This is a genomic window from Stenotrophomonas sp. MYb238, from assembly GCF_009496535.1.
GTDB lineage: Bacteria > Pseudomonadota > Gammaproteobacteria > Xanthomonadales > Xanthomonadaceae > Stenotrophomonas.
This window is the reverse complement of record NZ_WIDL01000007.1, coordinates 59,358-77,078: the sequence shown is the minus strand read 5'-3', so window position 1 is coordinate 77,078 and position 17,721 is coordinate 59,358. Positions and strand designations below refer to the sequence as shown.

9 protein-coding genes and 1 pseudogene are annotated in these 17,721 nt (G+C 67.9%); 4 read left to right on the top strand and 6 right to left on the bottom strand.

Features of this window, described 5'->3' with window-relative positions; all coding sequences use genetic code 11:
- Positions 1-5: 5 nt before the first annotated feature.
- Both fes and CQ393_RS06680 read right to left on the bottom strand, forming a co-directional pair.
- Positions 6-1,355: an enterochelin esterase gene (gene fes, locus CQ393_RS06685; RefSeq protein ID WP_153190783.1), complete on the bottom strand. Its 1,350-nt coding sequence runs from the start codon at positions 1,353-1,355 to the stop codon at positions 6-8.
- A gap of 10 nt (positions 1,356-1,365) precedes the next feature.
- The gene (locus CQ393_RS06680) at positions 1,366-3,339 is read right to left on the bottom strand and encodes a TonB-dependent receptor (protein ID WP_153190782.1); all 1,974 of its coding nucleotides are present in this window, start codon (positions 3,337-3,339) and stop codon (positions 1,366-1,368) included.
- 171 nt (positions 3,340-3,510) lie between these two features.
- Here CQ393_RS06680 and CQ393_RS18390 point away from each other — a divergent pair, with 171 nt between their 5' ends.
- Positions 3,511-4,485 carry a helix-turn-helix transcriptional regulator gene (locus tag CQ393_RS18390; protein ID WP_194269600.1) on the top strand — a complete coding sequence of 325 codons (975 nt, stop codon included), beginning with the start codon at positions 3,511-3,513 and terminating at the stop codon, positions 4,483-4,485.
- A 212-nt stretch (positions 4,486-4,697) separates the two neighbouring features.
- Here the strand turns inward: CQ393_RS18390 and CQ393_RS06670 are convergent, their stop codons facing one another.
- Both CQ393_RS06670 and CQ393_RS06665 read right to left on the bottom strand, forming a co-directional pair.
- Positions 4,698-4,946: a helix-hairpin-helix domain-containing protein gene (locus CQ393_RS06670; protein ID WP_153190780.1), complete on the bottom strand. Its 249-nt coding sequence runs from the start codon at positions 4,944-4,946 to the stop codon at positions 4,698-4,700.
- Positions 4,947-5,079: 133 nt separating this feature from the next.
- A complete protein-coding gene (locus CQ393_RS06665) occupies positions 5,080-6,078 on the bottom strand; it encodes a polyprenyl synthetase family protein (protein ID WP_153190779.1) in 999 nt (332 codons plus the stop codon).
- 176 nt (positions 6,079-6,254) lie between these two features.
- On the opposite strand from CQ393_RS06665, the gene CQ393_RS06660 reads away from it, so the two are divergent.
- Positions 6,255-7,880: an alpha-amylase family glycosyl hydrolase gene (locus tag CQ393_RS06660; RefSeq protein ID WP_153190778.1), complete on the top strand. Its 1,626-nt coding sequence runs from the start codon at positions 6,255-6,257 to the stop codon at positions 7,878-7,880.
- Between the two features lie 1,228 nt (positions 7,881-9,108).
- Here the strand turns inward: CQ393_RS06660 and CQ393_RS06655 are convergent.
- Together CQ393_RS06655 and CQ393_RS06650 are read right to left on the bottom strand one after the other, a co-directional pair.
- Positions 9,109-11,868: a TonB-dependent receptor gene (locus CQ393_RS06655; RefSeq protein ID WP_153190777.1), complete on the bottom strand. Its 2,760-nt coding sequence runs from the start codon at positions 11,866-11,868 to the stop codon at positions 9,109-9,111.
- A gap of 297 nt (positions 11,869-12,165) precedes the next feature.
- The gene (locus CQ393_RS06650; protein WP_228114328.1) at positions 12,166-14,196 is read right to left on the bottom strand and encodes a glycoside hydrolase family 97 protein; all 2,031 of its coding nucleotides are present in this window, start codon (positions 14,194-14,196) and stop codon (positions 12,166-12,168) included.
- A 233-nt stretch (positions 14,197-14,429) separates the two neighbouring features.
- On the opposite strand from CQ393_RS06650, the gene CQ393_RS06645 reads away from it, so the two are divergent.
- Both CQ393_RS06645 and CQ393_RS06640 read left to right on the top strand, forming a co-directional pair.
- Positions 14,430-15,911 carry an MFS transporter gene (locus CQ393_RS06645; protein WP_153190775.1) on the top strand — a complete coding sequence of 494 codons (1,482 nt, stop codon included), beginning with the start codon at positions 14,430-14,432 and terminating at the stop codon, positions 15,909-15,911.
- Positions 15,911-17,628 (top strand): annotated as a pseudogene (locus tag CQ393_RS06640) (alpha-amylase family glycosyl hydrolase). The gene CQ393_RS06645 and the pseudogene CQ393_RS06640 overlap by 1 nt, the downstream one beginning before the upstream one ends.
- The last annotated feature ends 93 nt before the right edge of the window (positions 17,629-17,721 follow it).

Below are 17,721 nucleotides of genomic sequence, written 5' to 3'. Positions count from 1 at the left end.
GCGGCTCAGTCGCCGAGCAGGTCGATCAGGCCCTCGGCGATGCCCTCGCGCCAGATGGCGAAGTCGTGGCCGCCGGCGTATTCGTCCAGCTGCACGCGGTAGCCGCGCGCCCGCAGCGTGCGCGCCAGCGTGCGGGTGGATTCGAGGATGCCGTCGGTCGCGTCGCCGGGCAGGCGGGTTTCCAGCACGCCTGCCTGGAGGTGGAAGGCCAGTTCGCTGCGCGGGGAGTGCGCGAATTGCCGTGCCAGCCAGCCGCCGTCGTTCTTCGCCGGGTCCGGGTCGAAGGCGTTCGGTCCCCACCAGAACGAACCGGATTGCGCCAGCACGCGGCCGAATTCCTTCGGGTGTCGCCAGGCGGTGCAGGCGGCGGCCAGGCCGCCGTAGCTGCTGCCGGCAAGCACCACCTGCCGCGGGTCCGTGCTCAAGGACCAACGCCGGTGCAGCCAGGTCAACAGTTCATCGGCCATGAAGTCGGCGAACACGGGGTTGCAGGGCAGCTCGCGCGAGCGGGTTTCGGCCGAGGGATTGTCGACCAGCACCGCCACCAGCGGCGGGATGGCGCCGGCGGCGATCAGGCGGTCCAGCGTGGCCGGCAGCGAGGCTTCGTGCAGGTAGGCGCCGCCATCGAACACCAGCAGCAACGGGTAACTGCGTCCGCGGGAATGGCCGGGCGGCAGGTAGACATCGAGGCGGCGGCGGTTGTGCAGGCGCTGGCTTTCGATCCAGTGCTGTTCGATGCGGCCTGCCGGCGTGGCCGGCGGGCCACTGCTCCAGCGCTGTACTGGCGCGTCGGGCAGTTCCAGCAGGGAATCGATCTCGGGCTTGCCTTCGTGCGAGGCATGCTGCCAGCGCAGTGGGTTCAGCGGGTCGGCCTGCGCGTTGTCGAGCAGCGCCTGCCGCATCAGGCTCCGGTCGCCGGCCGGTACGTTGGGGGCGATGCGGTAGGAGGCGCGGGTGGCGGCCGGGACTTCCAGCTCCAGGAACCACGCATCGGTACCGGGCACCGGTGTGAACGCCTGCAGGTGGGCCGATTGCGCCGGCCATGACAGGCGCACGTTGTGGGTATCGGCCTGCCCGCGCCACAGGAAGGTCAGGCGTGTCGTGCCGGCGGGCAGCGGCGTGCGCAGTGGCGTGCCGAGGTCGCGCAGTTCTTCCCAGAAGCGGGGCATGCGTGCCGCGCGCGCGTCCTCCGGCGTCGCCAGCAGTGCCTGCAGCCGTGGGTCGGCGGGCACGGCGCTGGCGACGGGGTAGTCCGCCGCCAGCGCGCCGGCGGCGCCCAGGCATGACAGCAAGGCCAGCAGCCAGCGGCCGGCAGGACGAACTCGGGCCGGTTGCCGTGGGTTCGATCGGGACATGGGCGGGCCGTCAGAAGTCGTAGCTCAGGCCGAGGTAGTAATTGCGGCCCAGTTCCTTGCCGTTGTAGGTCACGCCGGCACCGGCTCCCTTCTTCTCCAGATCGACGTCGGTCAGGTTGCGTACGCCGGCACTCACGGTGAATTTGTCCCGCATGACGGACATGCCGAGGTTGACGAGCGTGTAATCGGGCAGTTGCCTGCCGCCGTACACTTGGTCGTGCAGGTGGCTTGTACCGAGGGTGAAGCCGAGCCGGTCGTTGGGTCGGAAGTTGAGGCTGGCGTTGGCCTGCAGCCGCGGTCGTTCTTCCAGCCGCAGGCCGGTCTGCCGATTCTTCGCATCCAGCCAGGTGGCGTTCGCATCGAGCGACAGCGCCGGCAGGATCTCCACGCCGGCAGTGGCCTCCAGGCCGCGGATCCTCACCTTGTCGAGGTTGGCCCATTCGGCGGCGACCGGGTTGTCGTTCGCATCCCAGGTGATGGTGCGGCTGATCATGTCCTCGATCTCGTTCTGGAACACGGTGGCCCCGGCATTCCACGAGCGCTTGCGCAGGATGATGCCCAGTTCGTAGTTCTCGCTGGTCTCCGGCTTCAGCCCGGGGTTGCCCCACAGCGTGCAGCCGCCGCCGCAGCTGACGATGCCGTAGTCCCGGGTCATCTGCGCCAGCGACGGTGCCTTGAAGGCCTGGCCGTAGCCGCCCTTCACGACGATGGAAGGGCCGATTTCATGCACCAGGTAGGCCTTGGGGCTGAAATGGCCGCCGAAGACCTCGTGGTCGTCGTAGCGGCCGGCCAGCGACAGCGTCCAGCGCTCGGCCAGGTGCATGTCGTCCTGCGCGAACACCGAGGTGGTATCGACCGATGCGCTGCCCGAGTTCTGGTAGGACACCGCGTCCTTCACTTCCTGGCGGTTGGTTTCCATGCCGACGACCAGGCCGTGCATGCCGGCGTCGAGGTTGGCATGGACGCGCAGGTTGGTGTTCTTCTCACCGAGCGTGCGCTGCTGCGGCGCGTCGAAATCGGAGTCGTAGTCGTGGATGTCGCTGTCTTCCTGCTGCGCCGACACCGTGGTGTTGCCCCAGCCCCAGTGGCCGTAGTGGGTCAGGCCGTAGCTGCGGCGCTCGATGCGCTGGCTGGCGAAGGCCTGGTACAGGTAGTCCCAGGCGGGGTAGTACTGGTAGTCGGTCACGCCGTAGGGGCGTTTGTCCCTGTTGTAGCCCAGGTCGAGATCCAGGCTCTGGCGTTCGCTCGGCGCCCAGCTCAGGGTCGAGCGCAGGTTGCCGGTCTTCTTGCCTTCGATGTAATAGGCAGGACTGGCGTCCTTGCCGTGCGAGAACCAGGCGTCGCGGTCGTACTGTTCGGCCGCGACCGACAGGCCCAGCGTATCGCCCAGGGCACCGGAGGCCGCCGCGCCGATGCGGTACTGGCCCTTGCCGTCGCCGCGGTCGAGGTGGTGGTAGTCGGCGTTGAGCATGCCGTGCCACTCGCGGGTCGGCTTCCTGGTGATGATGTTGATGACGCCGCCGATGGCGTCCGAGCCGTACAGCGCGGACATCGGGCCGCGGATGATCTCCACCCGCTCGATGCTGGCGAGCGGGATGGAACTGATGTCCAGGTCCGAATCGCGCCACAGCGCGCCGGTGGAGGAAATGCGTTTCCCGTTCACCATGAGCAGGGTGTAGATGCCGTTGGATTCGCGCACCCCGCGGATGGTCAGCTTCTCGCGGCCGCCGCCGTTGTAGTTCTGCACGCCGGCGGTCCTGCCCAGCACCTCGGCCAGGCTGGTGGCCGCCGATTGCTCGATCTGCTCGCCGGTCACCACCGTGATGGAGGCCGGCGCGGTGTCGGCGCGTTCCTCGCCCAGGCTCGCGGTGACCACGACGGCGTCCAGCAACCGGGTCTGGTCGTCGCGGGATTGGGCCAGGGCGGGGGCGGTGCAGGCCAGGCAGGCCAGCGCCAGCGGGGTGAGGCGGAGGGTGTGCTTCATCGGGAGATTCGGTTGGTTTCCGGGAAAATTTCCGACATGTCCAAATGATTTTGATTCGCATTTGGTGCCGGGGCCGGCTACTCTAGCCACCGCGGGCAACCGGTGGTTTTGCCGGAAGCAGGAAATTCTTTGCGCAAGACAATGGATCGGGATGGGGACGAAGGCGACGTCGTGCGCCGCGACGACCTGCTGACAGGCATGGACCTGCTCGGCAGCGGCTACCTGTTCAGCCGCGAGCCCGAGGACGACCTGCCGCTGCTGGCCGGGCGCATGCGCACCCGCGAACTGCGCAACGGCCTGGTACTGCATTGCACCGAGGCGCACGACCTGCAGACCCTGGAGACCGAGGCGGAGAACTGGCCGGGGATCAAGATCGCGTTGCTGGTCGATGGCGCCAGCGAACTGGGCTATGGCAGCCACCGTTTCCGCCTGGGCCCCTGCGACGATGCCGGGCGGCCGCGCGGCGGCAACGCCGGGGCGCTGGTGAATTTCGCCGAGCCGGACCGATTCCGCCGCCGCTGGCAGGCGGGCAGGGCCGAGCGCAAGGTGGTCATCACGCTCAAGCCGGAGTGGATAGCGTCCAGCGGCCTGCTGTCCGCCGACGCGGGCAAGGCGCTGCAGCGTTTCCTGCGCGAGCACATGGCCACGACGCCGTGGACGCCCAGCGCCCATGCGCTGTCCGCCGCCGAGGCCATCCTGCGCCCGCCGCCGCTGCTGCCCTGCCTGCTGGACATGCACCGCGAGGCGCGCTGCCTGGACATCGTGACCGAGGCATGTTCGGTCATTGCCGGCGAGGCACCGGCCGCGGCCGCTCCCGGCCCGGGCCAGCGGCGGCGCCTGCAGGCCCTGCGCGCCCTGCTCGACAGCGGGCAAGCCGATGGCTGGAGCCTGCAGCGCATGGCGCGTCACGTCGGCAGCAATCCGACCTCGTTGCAGCAGGCGTTCCGCGCCACCTTCGGCATCACGGTGGTGGCCTACCTGCGCGAGCGCAGGTTGCAGCAGGCCCACGAGCGGTTGCTGCGGGGCAGGGACAGCCTCGCGTGGGTGGCGCAGCATGCCGGCTATACCAGCAGCGCGAATTTCTGCACGGCCTTCAAGCGGCGGTTCGGGATCACGCCCGGGCAGGTGATGCGGCAGATGGGGTGAAGTGGGTTAGGAGCGGGTTAGGAGCGGGTTAGGAGCGAGCTGACCTGCAAAGCCCGGTGCCGGAGAGCGGCGTCCGTGATGCCTTGGGCATCGGCGGATCGTTATCCCCCATCCCGATTCCTCTACCGGCAGGAGACAGGCCTCATGGCGAAAGGTTGAGCCTGCGCCGACGGGGCGCTGGCAGGCTTTTGCCGTTGCGACCGATGGCGCTCTTACCGGCAGGCGTGGCGGCGGGCGGCTTCTATCGCGCCTTCGATCGCGGCGCGCGCCTGCGGGCTGTTGCGCCAGCAGCTGCTGCCGAGCATCGCCGAGGCCTGGCTGACGATATCCGCCGCCTCGGCGCCGGCCAGCTGCGCCAGCGAGGCGAAGCCCAGTTGTTCCAGCCGGGCGACCACAGTGGCGCCGACGCCTTTCACCGCCAGCAGTACCGCACGCTCGTCGTCGCTGAAGCCATTGGACATGATCGATGCTTCCCGTGGGAGTTCCCGTAGGAGCGGCTTCAGCCGCGAAGGGGCTTTCTCGACAAAACCCGGCTCTCGGGAAGTATCCGGGGAAAGCCTCTTCGCGGCTGAAGCCGCTCCTACGGAAGCGGGGTCAGTGGCTGCGTTCGACTGCGTAGCGGGCCAGGCCGCGCAGGGCGGCGACCGCGTCGCTTTCGGGCAGGCCGTCGAGCGCGCGCTCGGCAGCATCGGCGTATTCCACCGCGCGCTGGCGGCTGTATTCCAGGCCGCCGGTCGCGCGGATCGCGGCCAGCACTTCGGGCATCGCCTCGGCATCGCCGTCCTGCACGATTTCGCGCAGGCGCCCGCGCACGGCGGCATCCGAGTGCGCCATCGCGTGGATCAGCGGCAGCGTGGCCTTGCCCTCGGCCAGGTCGTCGCCCAGGTTCTTGCCCAGCTCCTCGGCGTTGGCCGAGTAGTCCAGCACGTCGTCGGCGATCTGGAACGCATAGCCCAGGGCCATGCCGTAGTCGTACAGCTGCTGCTGCACGGCCTCGCCGGCGCCGCTGGCCAGCGCGCCCAGGCGGGTGCCGGCGGCGAACAGCACCGCGGTCTTGCGCTCGATCACGCGCAGGTAGGCGGCCTCGTCGGTGTCCGGGTTGTGGACGTGCAGCAGCTGCAGCACCTCGCCTTCGGCGATGCGGTTGGTGGTGTCGGCCAGGATGCGCATCACCGGCATGCGGTCCAGTTCGACCATCAGCTGGAAGCTGCGCGAATACAGGAAATCGCCGACCAGCACGCTGGGCGCGTTGCCCCACAGCGCGTTGGCGGTGCTGCGCCCGCGGCGCAGGTCCGACTCGTCCACCACGTCGTCGTGCAGCAGGGTGGAGGTGTGGATGAACTCGATGATCGCCGCCAGCTGGTGGTGCTCGGGGCCGGCGCCGCCGGCGGCGTGACCGGCCAGCATCACCAGCATCGGCCGCAGGCGCTTGCCGCCGGCGGAGGTGATGTGGTCGGCGATCTGGTTGATCAGCACCACGTCCGAGGACAGGCGATGGCGGATCAGGGCATCGACGGCGGCCATGTCCGGAGCGGCCAGGGTCTGGATGGCGGGCAGGCCCAGCGCGGGGCGGAGGTCTTCGGCGATGCTCATGCGGTAGCGTCGGGGGGCGTGGGGGAATTATAGGCGGTGCCGCCGACGACCGGGCGTGAGCGCCCGCGCGGCCGTGAATACGTATGCACAGCGCTCCATGGCTCCGGTGCCGCAGCTAAGCTGGCCGGGTTCATCCATGCCCCGCCGCGGGCACGCACAGCCCGGAGGGGCGCTCGATGTCGAACACTCCCTGGTGGCGGGGCGCCGTCATCTACCAGATCTACCCGCGCAGCTTCCTGGACACCGACGGCGACGGCGTCGGCGACCTGCCGGGCATCATCGACCGGCTCGACTATGTCGCCTCGCTGGGCGTGGATGCGATCTGGGTATCGCCATTCTTCCGCTCGCCGATGGCCGATTTCGGCTACGACATCGCCGACCAGCGCGACGTCGATCCGCTGTTCGGCACCCTGGACGACTTCGACCGCCTGCTGGCGAAGGCGCATGCGCTGGGCCTGAAGGTGATGATCGACCAGGTGTTCAGCCACACCTCCGACCAGCACGACTGGTTCCGCGAAAGCCGGCAGAACCGCGACAACCCCAGGGCCGACTGGTACGTGTGGGCCGACGCGCGCGCCGATGGCACGCCGCCCAACAACTGGCTGTCGATCTTCGGCGGCGTGGCCTGGAAGTGGGAGCCGCGCCGGCGCCAGTACTACCTGCACAACTTCCTGTCCTCGCAACCGGACCTGAACTTCCACAACCCGGCGGTGCAGCAGGCCACGCTGGACTACGTGACGTTCTGGCTGGACCGCGGCGTCGATGGCTTCCGCCTGGATTCGATCAACTTCTGTTTCCACGACGCGCAGCTGCGCGACAACCCGGCCAAGCCGGAGAGCGAGCGCGTCGGCCGCGGCTTCAGCCCGGACAACCCGTATGCGTTCCAGTACCACTACTACAACAACACCCGGCCGGAGAACGTCGGCTTCCTCGAGCGCCTGCGCGCGCTGCTGGACCAGTACCCCGGCGCGGTGACGCTGGGCGAGATTTCCTCGGAGGATTCGCTGGCGACCACCGCCGAATACACCGCGCCGGGCCGCCTGCACATGGGCTACAGCTTCGAGCTGCTGGTGGACGACTACAGCGCCGGCTACATCCGCGCCACGGTGGAGAAGCTGGAAGCGACGATGCGCGATGGCTGGCCGTGCTGGGCCGTGTCCAACCACGACGTGCAGCGCGCGGTGACGCGCTGGGGCAACCGCCCGGCCGGCACCTCGGCCGAGCCGGCGATGGCCAAGATGCTGGCCGCGCTGGTGTGCTCGTTGCGCGGTTCGGTCTGCATCTACCAGGGCGAGGAACTGGGCCTGGGTGAAGCCGACGTGCCGTTCGAGGCGCTGCGCGATCCCTACGGCATCACCTTCTGGCCGAACTTCAAGGGCCGCGACGGCTGCCGCACGCCGATGCCATGGACCGGCGACGAACTGGCCGGTTTCAGCAGCGGCCGGCCATGGCTGCCGATCCCGGCCGAGCACCGCGCGCTGTCGGTTCAGGCGCAGGAAGCCGACCCGGATTCGGTGCTCAATGCCTTCCGCGCGTTCCTGGCCTGGCGCCACACGCAGCCCGCCCTAACGGGCGGCGCGATCCGTTTCCTCGACAGCGCAGAACCGGTGCTGCTGTTCGAGCGCTCGCTGGACGGCGAGACCCTGCTGCTGGCCTTCAACCTGTCGTCCGCACCGGTGCGGCACGCGCTGCCGGCCGGCCGATGGCAGGCGCTGCACGTGCCCGGCCCCGTCTCTGGTCGTGCCGATGGCGGCGAACTGGTGTTGCCGGCGCACGCGGTGTACTGCGCACGGCGAGGCTGACCGGTTCGATAGACGACGCGGTGGAGCAGGGCGAAGAGCGATCTCCGCCCATTTTGCTGGGCGTCGCTTGGAACGCACGTGGGTGCACGGATGGCACGCTCTTCGTAGGAGCGACTTAAGTCGCGACCGGGGATTGTGTGGAAGGCTCCTTCGCGACTGAAGTCGCTCCTACGAACGCAGGAAGGGCGAAGCCGGGCGCTGCTCTGTCTGCCGCGTCTTGTCGTTGGATATTGCGGTGTTAAGTCCAAGACACTCTCCGTGCCCAGCACCCCACGCACGAAAGGCCTGCTGCCTTCATGGCAGTCACGAATAGGGCCAGTGCAGGTGATTGCGCTCTTCGTAGGAGCGACTTCAGTCGCGACCGAGGATTGCGCGGAAGGCCCCTTCGCGACTGAAGTCGCTCCTACGAGAGCAGGGAGGGTGAGCCGGGTGCTGCTCTGTGTGCCGCATCTTGTCGTTGGATATCGCGGTGTCCAATCCAAGGCATTCTCCGCATCCAGCACTCCACGCACGAAAGGTCTGCTGCCTGCGCGTCGGTCACGGATAAGACCCGTGCAGGCGATGGCGCTCTTCGTAGGAGCGACTTCAGTCGCGACCGGGGGATTGCGCGGAAGGCTCCTTCGCGACTGAAGTCGCTCCTACGAGGGCAGGGAGGGTGAGCCGGTTGCTGCTCTATCTGATGGCATCTTCGTTGGAAATTGCGGTGTCCAATCCAAGGTACTCTCCGTACCCAGCACCCACGCACGAATGGTCTACTGCCTGCGCGTCGGCCATGGATAGGAGCGGTGCAGGCGGTGGCGCTCTTCGTAGGAGCGACTTCAGTCGCGACCAAGGCATTGCGTGGAAGGCTCCTTCGCGACTGAAGTCGTTCCTACGAGGGCAGGGAAGGTGAGCCAGTTGCTGCTCTATCTGCTGGCATCTTCGTTGGATATTGCGGCGTCCAATCCAAGGCATTCTCCGCATCCAGCACTCCACGCACAAAAGGTCTGCTGCCTGCGCGTCGGCCACGGATAGGACCCGTGCAGGCAATGGTGCTCTTCGTAGGAGCGACTTCAGTCGCGACCGGGGCATCGCGCGGAAGGCTCTTTCGCGACTGAAGTCGCTCCTACGGAAGAACATGGGGCGACGGTTCGCATCCGTTCGATGGCTCGATGGCACACACACCGGGCACGAAAAAGCCCGCTGCTTGCGCAGCGGGCCGTGGTGTCGCGGAACAGCCGGCGGCGGATCAGAACTTGTAGTTCACGCCGATCTGGTAGCTGCGGCCCCATTCCACGGTTTCCAGCGGGCGGTCCTTGCTGCCGGCATAGGTCTCGTATCTGGAGTTGGTCAGGTTGCTGGCCTGCAGGAACAGGCTCAGGCCCCTGAACATCGTGCCGTCGCCGAAGCTGTAGCCGATCTGCGCGTCCAGCACGTTCTCGCCCTTGACGTAGCGCAGGGTGCGGTTGCCGTTGAAGTTGCCGATCTCGCCGATGAAGTCCGAGCGCCTGCGCTGGTTCAGGCGCACTTCGAAGCCGTCGTTCTCGTAGTAGGCGGTGAAGTTGTACACGCGCTTGGACAGGCCCGGCAGCATGATCGGATCGCTGCCGACGCTGGAGACTGTGCCCGGATCCGGCGGGATGGTGATGTCGCTGTCGTTGAAGCTGGCGCTGGCCACCATGCCGAAGCCGCGCAGGGCATCGGTGAACAGGTCCAGCGGCAGCGAAGCGGTCAGTTCCGCGCCGCGCAGGCTGCCGCCGCTGCCGTTGAACGGCGCGGTGTAGTAGCCGGTCTTGTCCACCACGATGCCCGGCGGCAGGGTGACGCCGTTGGCTTCCAGCCACGCGTCGACCTGCTGGGTGAAGTCGTAGCCGTCGCGTTTCTCGGTGTAGATGTAGGTCTTCAGGTCCTTGTAGAACACCGCGGCGGCCACATAGGCCTTGTTGCCGAAGTATTTTTCCCAGGACAGGTCGACCGCGTTGGCCACCCACGGGTCCAGGTTGGGGTTGCCGCCGCTGGCGCCAGGCTTGCCGGTGTTGGTATCCACGCCGAATTCCATCGACGCGCGCAGTTCGTCCACGCGCGGGCGCGCGACCTGGCGGGCCATCGCGAAGCGGACCGTGTTCTCGGCCGGCAGCTCGAAGGCAAGGTTCAGGCTGGGCAGGAAGTCGAGGTAGCTCTTGCCTTCGTTGATCGGGATGACCTGGCTGCCGACCGGCTGCCCGCCATCCCAGTAGTTCGAGCTGGACGACTGGCGCACGTGCTGCGCCTGGATGCCGATGTTGCCGCGCACCGGGACCGAGCCGATCTGCGTGCTGATGTTGGCGCGCAGGAAGGTGGTGGTGATCTCCTCGTCCACCGTCCACTGCTTGGGAATCAGGTAGCTCTCGGTGGTGGTCGGATTGAACACCATGTATTTGGCGACGGCGGCCGGTACGTTCCAGGCCGGAATGTAGCCGGCGCCGGCGAAGCCCAGGTTGACCGGCTTGTACTGGAATTCGGATGCGATGCTGGTCACGCCCTGCGCGCCGAGGTTGATGTTGCCCTCGGCCTGGGTCTTGTCCTTGCTGCGGTCGGCGTAATTGACGCCTGCATCGACGTCGGTGAACCAGCTCAAGCCTGCCGGTGCCGGGAAGTTGACCGCCAGCTTGAAGCCCTTCAGTTCGTCGTCCACATGCGGTGTCTTGCCATAGCCCGAACCGTAGATGGTGTTGGTCAGGTACAGCTTGCTGGCGTCGGAATAGTCCAGGCCCGGGGTGAACTGCGGGAAGCTGCCGCCGGCGAAGTTCAGCTTCACCGAATCCAGCTGTGGCGCCGGCAGCAACTGCAGGTTGTTTTCCAGGTTGATCTCGTCGCGCTCGGCCTTGGACCAGCTGACATCGGCCACCAGGCGCACCTCGCCGAAGGTGAATTCGTTGTTCCAGCCGAAGGCCTTGATGCTGTCCTCGCGGTGGTTGTACATGCCGCGCACCAGCGGATAGACGTTGTGCGCGGTGCCGCCGACGAAGGTGCCGTCCTTGATCAGGGCGTCGCTGACCTGCAGGCGGTCATAGCCGCCGTTGTAGTCGCCCAGGTGGATTTCCATCTGGTTGGCGGTGTCGTATTCCTTGGCCTTGGTGTAGAAGGCGTCGAGCGTGCTGGTCCAGGCGTTGTTCGGGCGGAACTGCACGGTGGCCATCACCCCGTCGCGCCTGGCGTTGCCGGTGCGGCGCAGCGCCTTGATGCCGTCGGAATAGAACGTGCCGGCAGCCACGCCCGGACGCCAGTTGTCGCCAATGGCCTGCCAGGGCTCGTACAGGCCGACCTGGTTCTCCTGCTTGGCCATGTCCGAATGCGAATAGCCGACGGCCAGTCCGAGGGTGTCGTCGGCGAACTTGTCCACGAAGCTGACGTTGAAGCGGTTGCCGTAAGGGTCGACGCCGGCGGCTTTGCCCAGCGAGTTCTTCTGGTAGCGGCCGCTGACGGCGATCACGCGCTCGCCGTAGCTGAGCGGGCGCACGGTCTGCATGTCCAGCGTGCCGGACAGGCCCTGGCCGACCAGGCCGGCGTCGGGGGTCTTGTACACGGTGACGCCGCTGATCAGCTCGGACGGGTACTGGTCGAATTCGACGCTGCGGTTGTCGCCGGTGCTGACCATCTCGCGGCCGTTGAGCAGGGTGGTGGCGAAGTCCGGCGACAGGCCGCGCACGCTGATCACCTGGGCGCGGCCGGCCACGCGCTGGGCGGCCAGGCCGGGCAGGCGGGCGATGGACTCGGCGATGCTCACGTCCGGCAGCTTGCCGATGTCCTCGGCCGAGACGGCCTCGACGATCGAGGTGGAATCGCGCTTGACCGAGATCGCGCTCTCGATGCCGCGGCGGATGCCGGTAACGGTGACGGTGTCCAGGTCGACGGCGTCGGCCTTCTTCTGGCCATCGTCGGTGGTGCTCTGCGCGTAGGCGCCGCTGGCCTGCAGGGCCAGCGCGGACGCGAGCGCCACGCTCAGCAGGTTGCGCTTGGTGTTCAACATTCTCCCCTCTCCCAGGTGATGTCGTTTGGTTGTTGCGTGCGTGCGCCGGATTGGATTCCGGTCGTTCGTCGCCGATGCGATGCGGCCTGATTGCGACTGTCATGCATGGTAATCAGCAGGCAACGGCGTGGAATCGGCCTGCATACGTATTCAATGCGCCGGTCTGCGCCGCATGCGCCGGGTTTTCGCATGACAACGATGGCAACGGCGCCTCGAGGGCGCCGTTGGTGGTGGGACGGTCATGGGATTGGTGTGTTTAGGAGCGCGCCGACGTGCGCTCCTGCGCGGCAGTGCGCATCAGTCCAGCGGCACGAAGCGGATCGCGGCGCCGCCGCCGGGCGCGAGGTTCAAGGTGATGCGGTCGCCGCTGGCGACTTCCCGGGTCTCGCGCACGAAGGCGAACGGCTTGTCGCGCCAGTTGGCGCCGTCGCCGTCGCGGTAGATCTCGGCACGGTAGCGGCGGCCCGGTTCGAGGAAGGACAGCGGCGTGTCCAGTGTGTGCGGGTGATCGTCGCCGACGCTGCCGATGAACCATTCGCCGCTGCCGCGCGCCTTGCGCGCGAAGGTCACGTACTGGCCGACCTCGCCGTCCAGTACATGGCTTTCCTCCCAGTCCACCGCCACATCCCTGATGAACCGGAAGGCGTCCGGGTGCTGCGCGTAGTGCTCGGGCAGGTCGGCCACCATCTGGATCGGGCTGTACAGCACCACGTACAGCGCCAGCTGCTTGGCCAGGGTGCTGCGCAGCGGCAGGCCGTTGCGGCCCTTCAGGCTGAGGATGCCGGGGGTGTAGTCCATCGGCCCGGCCAGCATGCGGGTGAACGCCAGCGTGGCCTCGTGGCCCGGCGGATTCGGCGGATCGCCCCAGGCGTTGAACTCCATGCCGCGCGCGCCCTCGCGCGACACCCAGTTCGGCCAGGTGCGGCGCAGGCCGGTGTCCTTGATCGGCTCGTGCGCGTTGATGGCGATGTGCCGCTGCGCCGCCTGCTGGACCACGCGCAGGTGGTGGTTGCTCATCCACTGGCCTTCGTGCCACTCGCGCACGACCGGGCCGCCTGCGCGGTCCTGGCGCTGGATGTCGCCGGCATCGCAGACATAGCCGGTCTTGACCACGTCCACGCCGTTGCGCGCGTACAGGTCGAGCGCGGCCGGCAGCTGGCGCTCGTAATGGCTCACCGCGCAGGCGGTTTCGTGGTGGCCGATCAGGTGCACGCCCTTGCCGGCGGCGTACGTCGCCAGCCCCGGCAGGTCGAAGTCGGCGGTGGGGCGGGTGAAGTCGAAGCCCCAGCCATTGGCGAACCAGTTGCCGTCCCAGCCGGGGTTCCAGCCTTCCACCAGCACGCCGCGGAAGCCATTGGCGGCGGCGAAGTCGATGTAGCGCCGGGTGTTGGCGGTGGTGGCGCCGTGTTTCGGGCCGGTCGCCCAGGTCTCGGTCTCCAGGTGCAGCGACCACCACACGCCCACATACTTGGCCGGCGTGAACCAGCTCACGTCGCCGATGGCATTGGGCTCGTTGAGGTTGAGGATCAGGCTGGATTCGGCCAGGTCGCCGGCGCGTTCGCCGATCTGGATCGTGCGCCATGGGGTTTCGAACGGCAGCGCACGCACCACCGCTGCATCGCCGCTGCCGGGCGTGAGCGCGGCGCGCAGCACGTCGCCATCGCCGCGGGCCAGGTTCATGCCGGCGTAGTCCACCAGCGCCGCTTCGTGCAGGGAGACGTGCAGGCCGCTGTCGTCGCGCAGGGTGAGCGGCGTCTGCGCCGTGCCCACTTCCTTCAACGGCGTGCGCTGGTACAGGTATTCCTCGCGGTTCCACTCGAAGGCGGGAATCCACCAGGCGGTGGCCGGGCGGGCGAGCGCGAACTCAGTCAACTCCGCGCGGATGTGCGCTTCCCGCATCGCCGGCTGCTGCGGGAATTCGTAGCGGAAGCCGACGCCGTCGTCGTAGACGCGGAACACCACGTCGAAGCGGCGCCCGGGATGGGCCGCATCCAGCGGCTTCTCGGCGAAGCGGGCGCGCAGTTCGTTGTAGTGGTTGCGGGTCAGGCGGCGCTCGCCCCAGGGCTGTTCCCAGGTTTCGTCGACGCTGCGGCGGGATTGCCCGACCAGTTCGAGGTTGCGCTCCAGCCGCCCGTCGCCGAGCAGGAAGCCCAGCCGCGACGGCGCGATCACCGCCTGGCCCCTGCGTTCGACGCGGTAGGCGATGCGCCCTTCGTGCTGCGATTCGAGCGCGACCGCGAGCACCTCCCCGGGCGAACCGACGCGGGCCAGATCGGCTGCATGCGCGGCGGGAAGGCCGGCCAGCAGCAGGACGGAGGCGAGTTTCATGCGGAAAAGACGGGAGGACGGGCTTGGCGCGGCCATGACGGGTAGCGACTCCGGAATGCAGGAACGGGAAGCAGGTGCCGCCACTATTCCAGTTGGTGCGGAGCGTCATTGACGGTAGCGGCACTGAATACGTATGCACCGGCAGTGCGCATCCGCCGGGCGGCCTCTACCATGGCCCGGGCGCATCGGCGCCGCACATCGCATCCGTGATTCCCGGAGGGGGGAAGCGCTTGATGAAAAGCAAACCGCAGCTGTCGTTCTGGCAGATCTGGAACATGTGTTTCGGGTTCCTCGGCATCCAGTTCGGCTTCGCGCTGCAGAACGCCAATGCCAGCCGCATCTTCGAAACGCTGGGCGCATCGATGGAGGCGGTGCCGGGACTGTGGATCGCCGCGCCGCTGACCGGGTTGCTGGTGCAGCCGGTGGTCGGCTACCTGTCCGACCGCACCTGGACCCGCTGGGGTCGGCGCCGGCCGTTCTTCATGGCCGGCGCGGTGTTGACCACGCTGGCGCTGCTGCTGATGCCCAATTCGCCGACGCTGTGGATCGCCGCCGGCACGCTGTGGGTGCTGGACGCCTCGATCAACGTGTCGATGGAGCCGTTCCGCGCCTTCGTCGGCGACCAGCTGGCGCCGCGCCAGCGCCCGGCCGGCTATGCGATGCAGAGCTTCTTCATCGGCGTCGGCGCCATCGTCGCCAGCCTGCTGCCCTACCTGCTGGCGCACCGGGGCGTGGCCAACACCGCCGCGCCGGGCGAAGTGCCGGACACGGTGCGCTACGCGTTCTACTTCGGCTCGGCGGTACTGCTGGCGGCGATCGCGTGGACGGTGTTCAGCACGCGCGAATATTCGCCGGCCGAGCTGGCCGCGTTCGACGATGCCGAGCCTGCCGCCGAACACCGCGCGGTTGCCGCGGAGGGCGTACCGTCGTGGGTACAGGCCGGTTTCTGGCTGCTGCTGGGCGTGGTGCTGGCAGTGCTGATCGCATGGCGGCAGGGCGACAGGATGCTCTACGTGCTGGCTGGCCTGTGCGCCGCCTACGGCGTGCTGCTGATGCTGGCGCGGGTGCTGCCGGGCACGCACATGCTGGCGGCCATCGTCGGCGACCTGCGCGCGATGCCGCTGACGATGCGGCGGCTGGCATGGGTGCAGTTCTTCTCGTGGTTCGCGCTGTTCGCGATGTGGATCTACACCACCGCTGCGGTGGCCGGCACCCACTTCGGTTCCATCGATCCGCAGTCGGCGGCCTACAACGAGGGCGCCAACTGGGTGGGCGTGCTGTTCGGTGCCTACAACGGTTTTGCCGCGCTGGCGGCGCTGCTGATTCCGCTGATGGTGCGGGCGCTTGGCTTGCGCTGGAGCCACCTGCTCAACCTGTGGCTGGGCGGCATCGGGCTGGTGTCGCTGATGTTCATCCGTGATCCGCAGTGGCTGCTGCTGTCGATGCTCGGCGTCGGTTTCGCCTGGGCCTCGATCCTGTCGCTGCCGTATGCACTGCTGTCCGACAGCGTGCCGGCGAAGAAGATGGGCGTGTACATGGGCATCTTCAATTTCTTCATCGTGATCCCGCAGCTGGTGGCCGCCAGTGCGCTTGGCTTCGCGCTGCGCGCGTGGCTGGGCGGCGTGCCGATGCACGTGCTGGTGCTGGGCGGGTGCAGCCTGTTCGTCGCCGGCCTGTGCGTGCTGCGGGTTCCGTCGCGTCCGGAGGTGGTGTGATGCGTGTGCGTCTGTCCGTTGCAGTCTCCCTTGCGTTGCTCGCCGGCTCGACCTTCGCCGGCCAGCGCCCCGATTACGTCGGCACCACCGAGCCGTTCGCCGGCGACGCGGTGTATTTTGTCGTCACCGACCGCTTCGTCAATGGCGACGAAAGCAACGATCATCGCGACCAGGGCGGCGAACACCGCACCTTCGACATCCCGGTGCATTGCGCGGACGGCATCGACGGCAACATCGGCTACCTCGGCGGCGATTTCAAAGGCGTGCTCGACAACGCCGCCTATATTCGCAAGCTCGGCTTCGGCGCGGTGTGGATCACGCCGATCATCGACAATCCGGACGAGGCGTTCACCGGCAGCAAGGAGATCAGCTGCAACAGCAGCCTGACCGATCGCGGCAAGACCGGCTACCACGGTTACTGGGGCATCAATTTCTATAAGCTCGACGAACACCTGCCGAGCAGGGATCTGGATTTTTCCGGTCTCACCCGCGGCCTGCACGCGACCGGGCTGAAGGTGGTGCTGGACATCGTCGGCAACCACGGCTCGCCGGCGTGGACGATGCCGGTCGCCCAGCCGCAGTTCGGCCAGCTGTTCGACAAGGATGGCAAATTGGTGGCCGACCATCAGAACCTGCCGCCGCAGCAGCTGGACCCACAGCACAACCCGCTGCACGCCTTCTACAACACCATCGGCCCGGTCGATGGCGAAAAAGGCTCGATCTTCGACGGCAACCTCGCCGAGCTGTCCGACTTCAACCAGCACAACCCGGCGGTGATGGATTACCTGGTCAGTGCCTACCTGCAATGGACCGCGCAGGGCGTGGACGCGCTGCGCATCGACACCATCGGCTGGCTGCCGCACCCGTGGTGGCACGAGTTCGTCGGCCGTATCCGCGCCGAGCATCCGGGCATGTTCATGTTCGGCGAGGCCTTCGACTACGACGCCGGCAGGATCGCCGAGCACACCTGGCCGGCCAACGCCAACGTCAGCGTGCTGGATTTCCCGCTGCGTGGCGCATTGTCGGCGGCGTTCGGCAAGGAACAGAAGGGCTTCGAGACGCTGGCCGAACCGTTGCACCTGAGCGGCGGCCCGTATGCCAACCCGTACGAACTGATGACGTTCTACGACAACCACGACATGGCGCGGCTGGACGCCAGCGACACCGGCTTCATCGACGCGCACAACTGGCTGTTCACCGCACGCGGCATTCCGGTGATCTACTACGGCTCGGAAACCGGCTTCATGCGCGGCCGCGCCGAGCACGCCGGCAACCGCGCCTACTTCGGCCAGCAACGCATCGACGCGGCGCCGCGCAGTCCGGTCTTCGCGCCGCTGCAGCGTATCGCCCGCCTGCGCGAGGCCACCCCGGCGCTGCAGCGCGGCCTGCAGGTCAACGAGCGCCTGCACGGCGACCAGGCGGTGTTCTACCGCGTGCTGCAGCATGGCGGCACCGCGCAGACCGCGCTGGTGCTGCTGAACAAGGGCGACGCGGCGCGGACCTTCGAGGTGCGCCGCTACCTGCAGCCCGGTACCTGGCGCGACGCGCTGGATGGCGGCTCGCGTACGGTGCGCGACGTGCTGACGGCGACGGTGCCCGCGCATGGCGCGAAGGTGTTCGTGCTCGACGCCGACGTGCGGCAGCCGGCGCTGCAGGCGCAGCTGGACGCGGTGCGATGGCCGGCCAGGCGGCCCGCGCCGCGCGCCTGCAGCGCTGACGCACCGGCTTGGTAGGAGCGGCTTCAGCCGCGAAGGGGCCTGCCCGCGGATCCTCCCGGCCCGCATGTCCACGCGTGGGGATTCAGATGGGA

Bases quoted from the DNA above. Each gene is read 5' to 3' on its own strand.
- fes (WP_153190783.1), bottom strand. From the start codon at position 1,355: ATGTCCCGATCGAACCCACGGCAACCGGCCCGAGTTCGTCCTGCCGGC.
- CQ393_RS06680 (WP_153190782.1), bottom strand. From the start codon at position 3,339: ATGAAGCACACCCTCCGCCTCACCCCGCTGGCGCTGGCCTGCCTGGCC.
- CQ393_RS06670 (WP_153190780.1), bottom strand. From the start codon at position 4,946: ATGTCCAATGGCTTCAGCGACGACGAGCGTGCGGTACTGCTGGCGGTG.
- CQ393_RS06665 (WP_153190779.1), bottom strand. From the start codon at position 6,078: ATGAGCATCGCCGAAGACCTCCGCCCCGCGCTGGGCCTGCCCGCCATC.
- CQ393_RS06660 (WP_153190778.1), top strand. From the start codon at position 6,255: ATGTCGAACACTCCCTGGTGGCGGGGCGCCGTCATCTACCAGATCTAC.
- CQ393_RS06655 (WP_153190777.1), bottom strand. From the start codon at position 11,868: ATGTTGAACACCAAGCGCAACCTGCTGAGCGTGGCGCTCGCGTCCGCG.
- CQ393_RS06650 (WP_228114328.1), bottom strand. From the start codon at position 14,196: ATGAAACTCGCCTCCGTCCTGCTGCTGGCCGGCCTTCCCGCCGCGCAT.
- CQ393_RS06645 (WP_153190775.1), top strand. From the start codon at position 14,430: ATGAAAAGCAAACCGCAGCTGTCGTTCTGGCAGATCTGGAACATGTGT.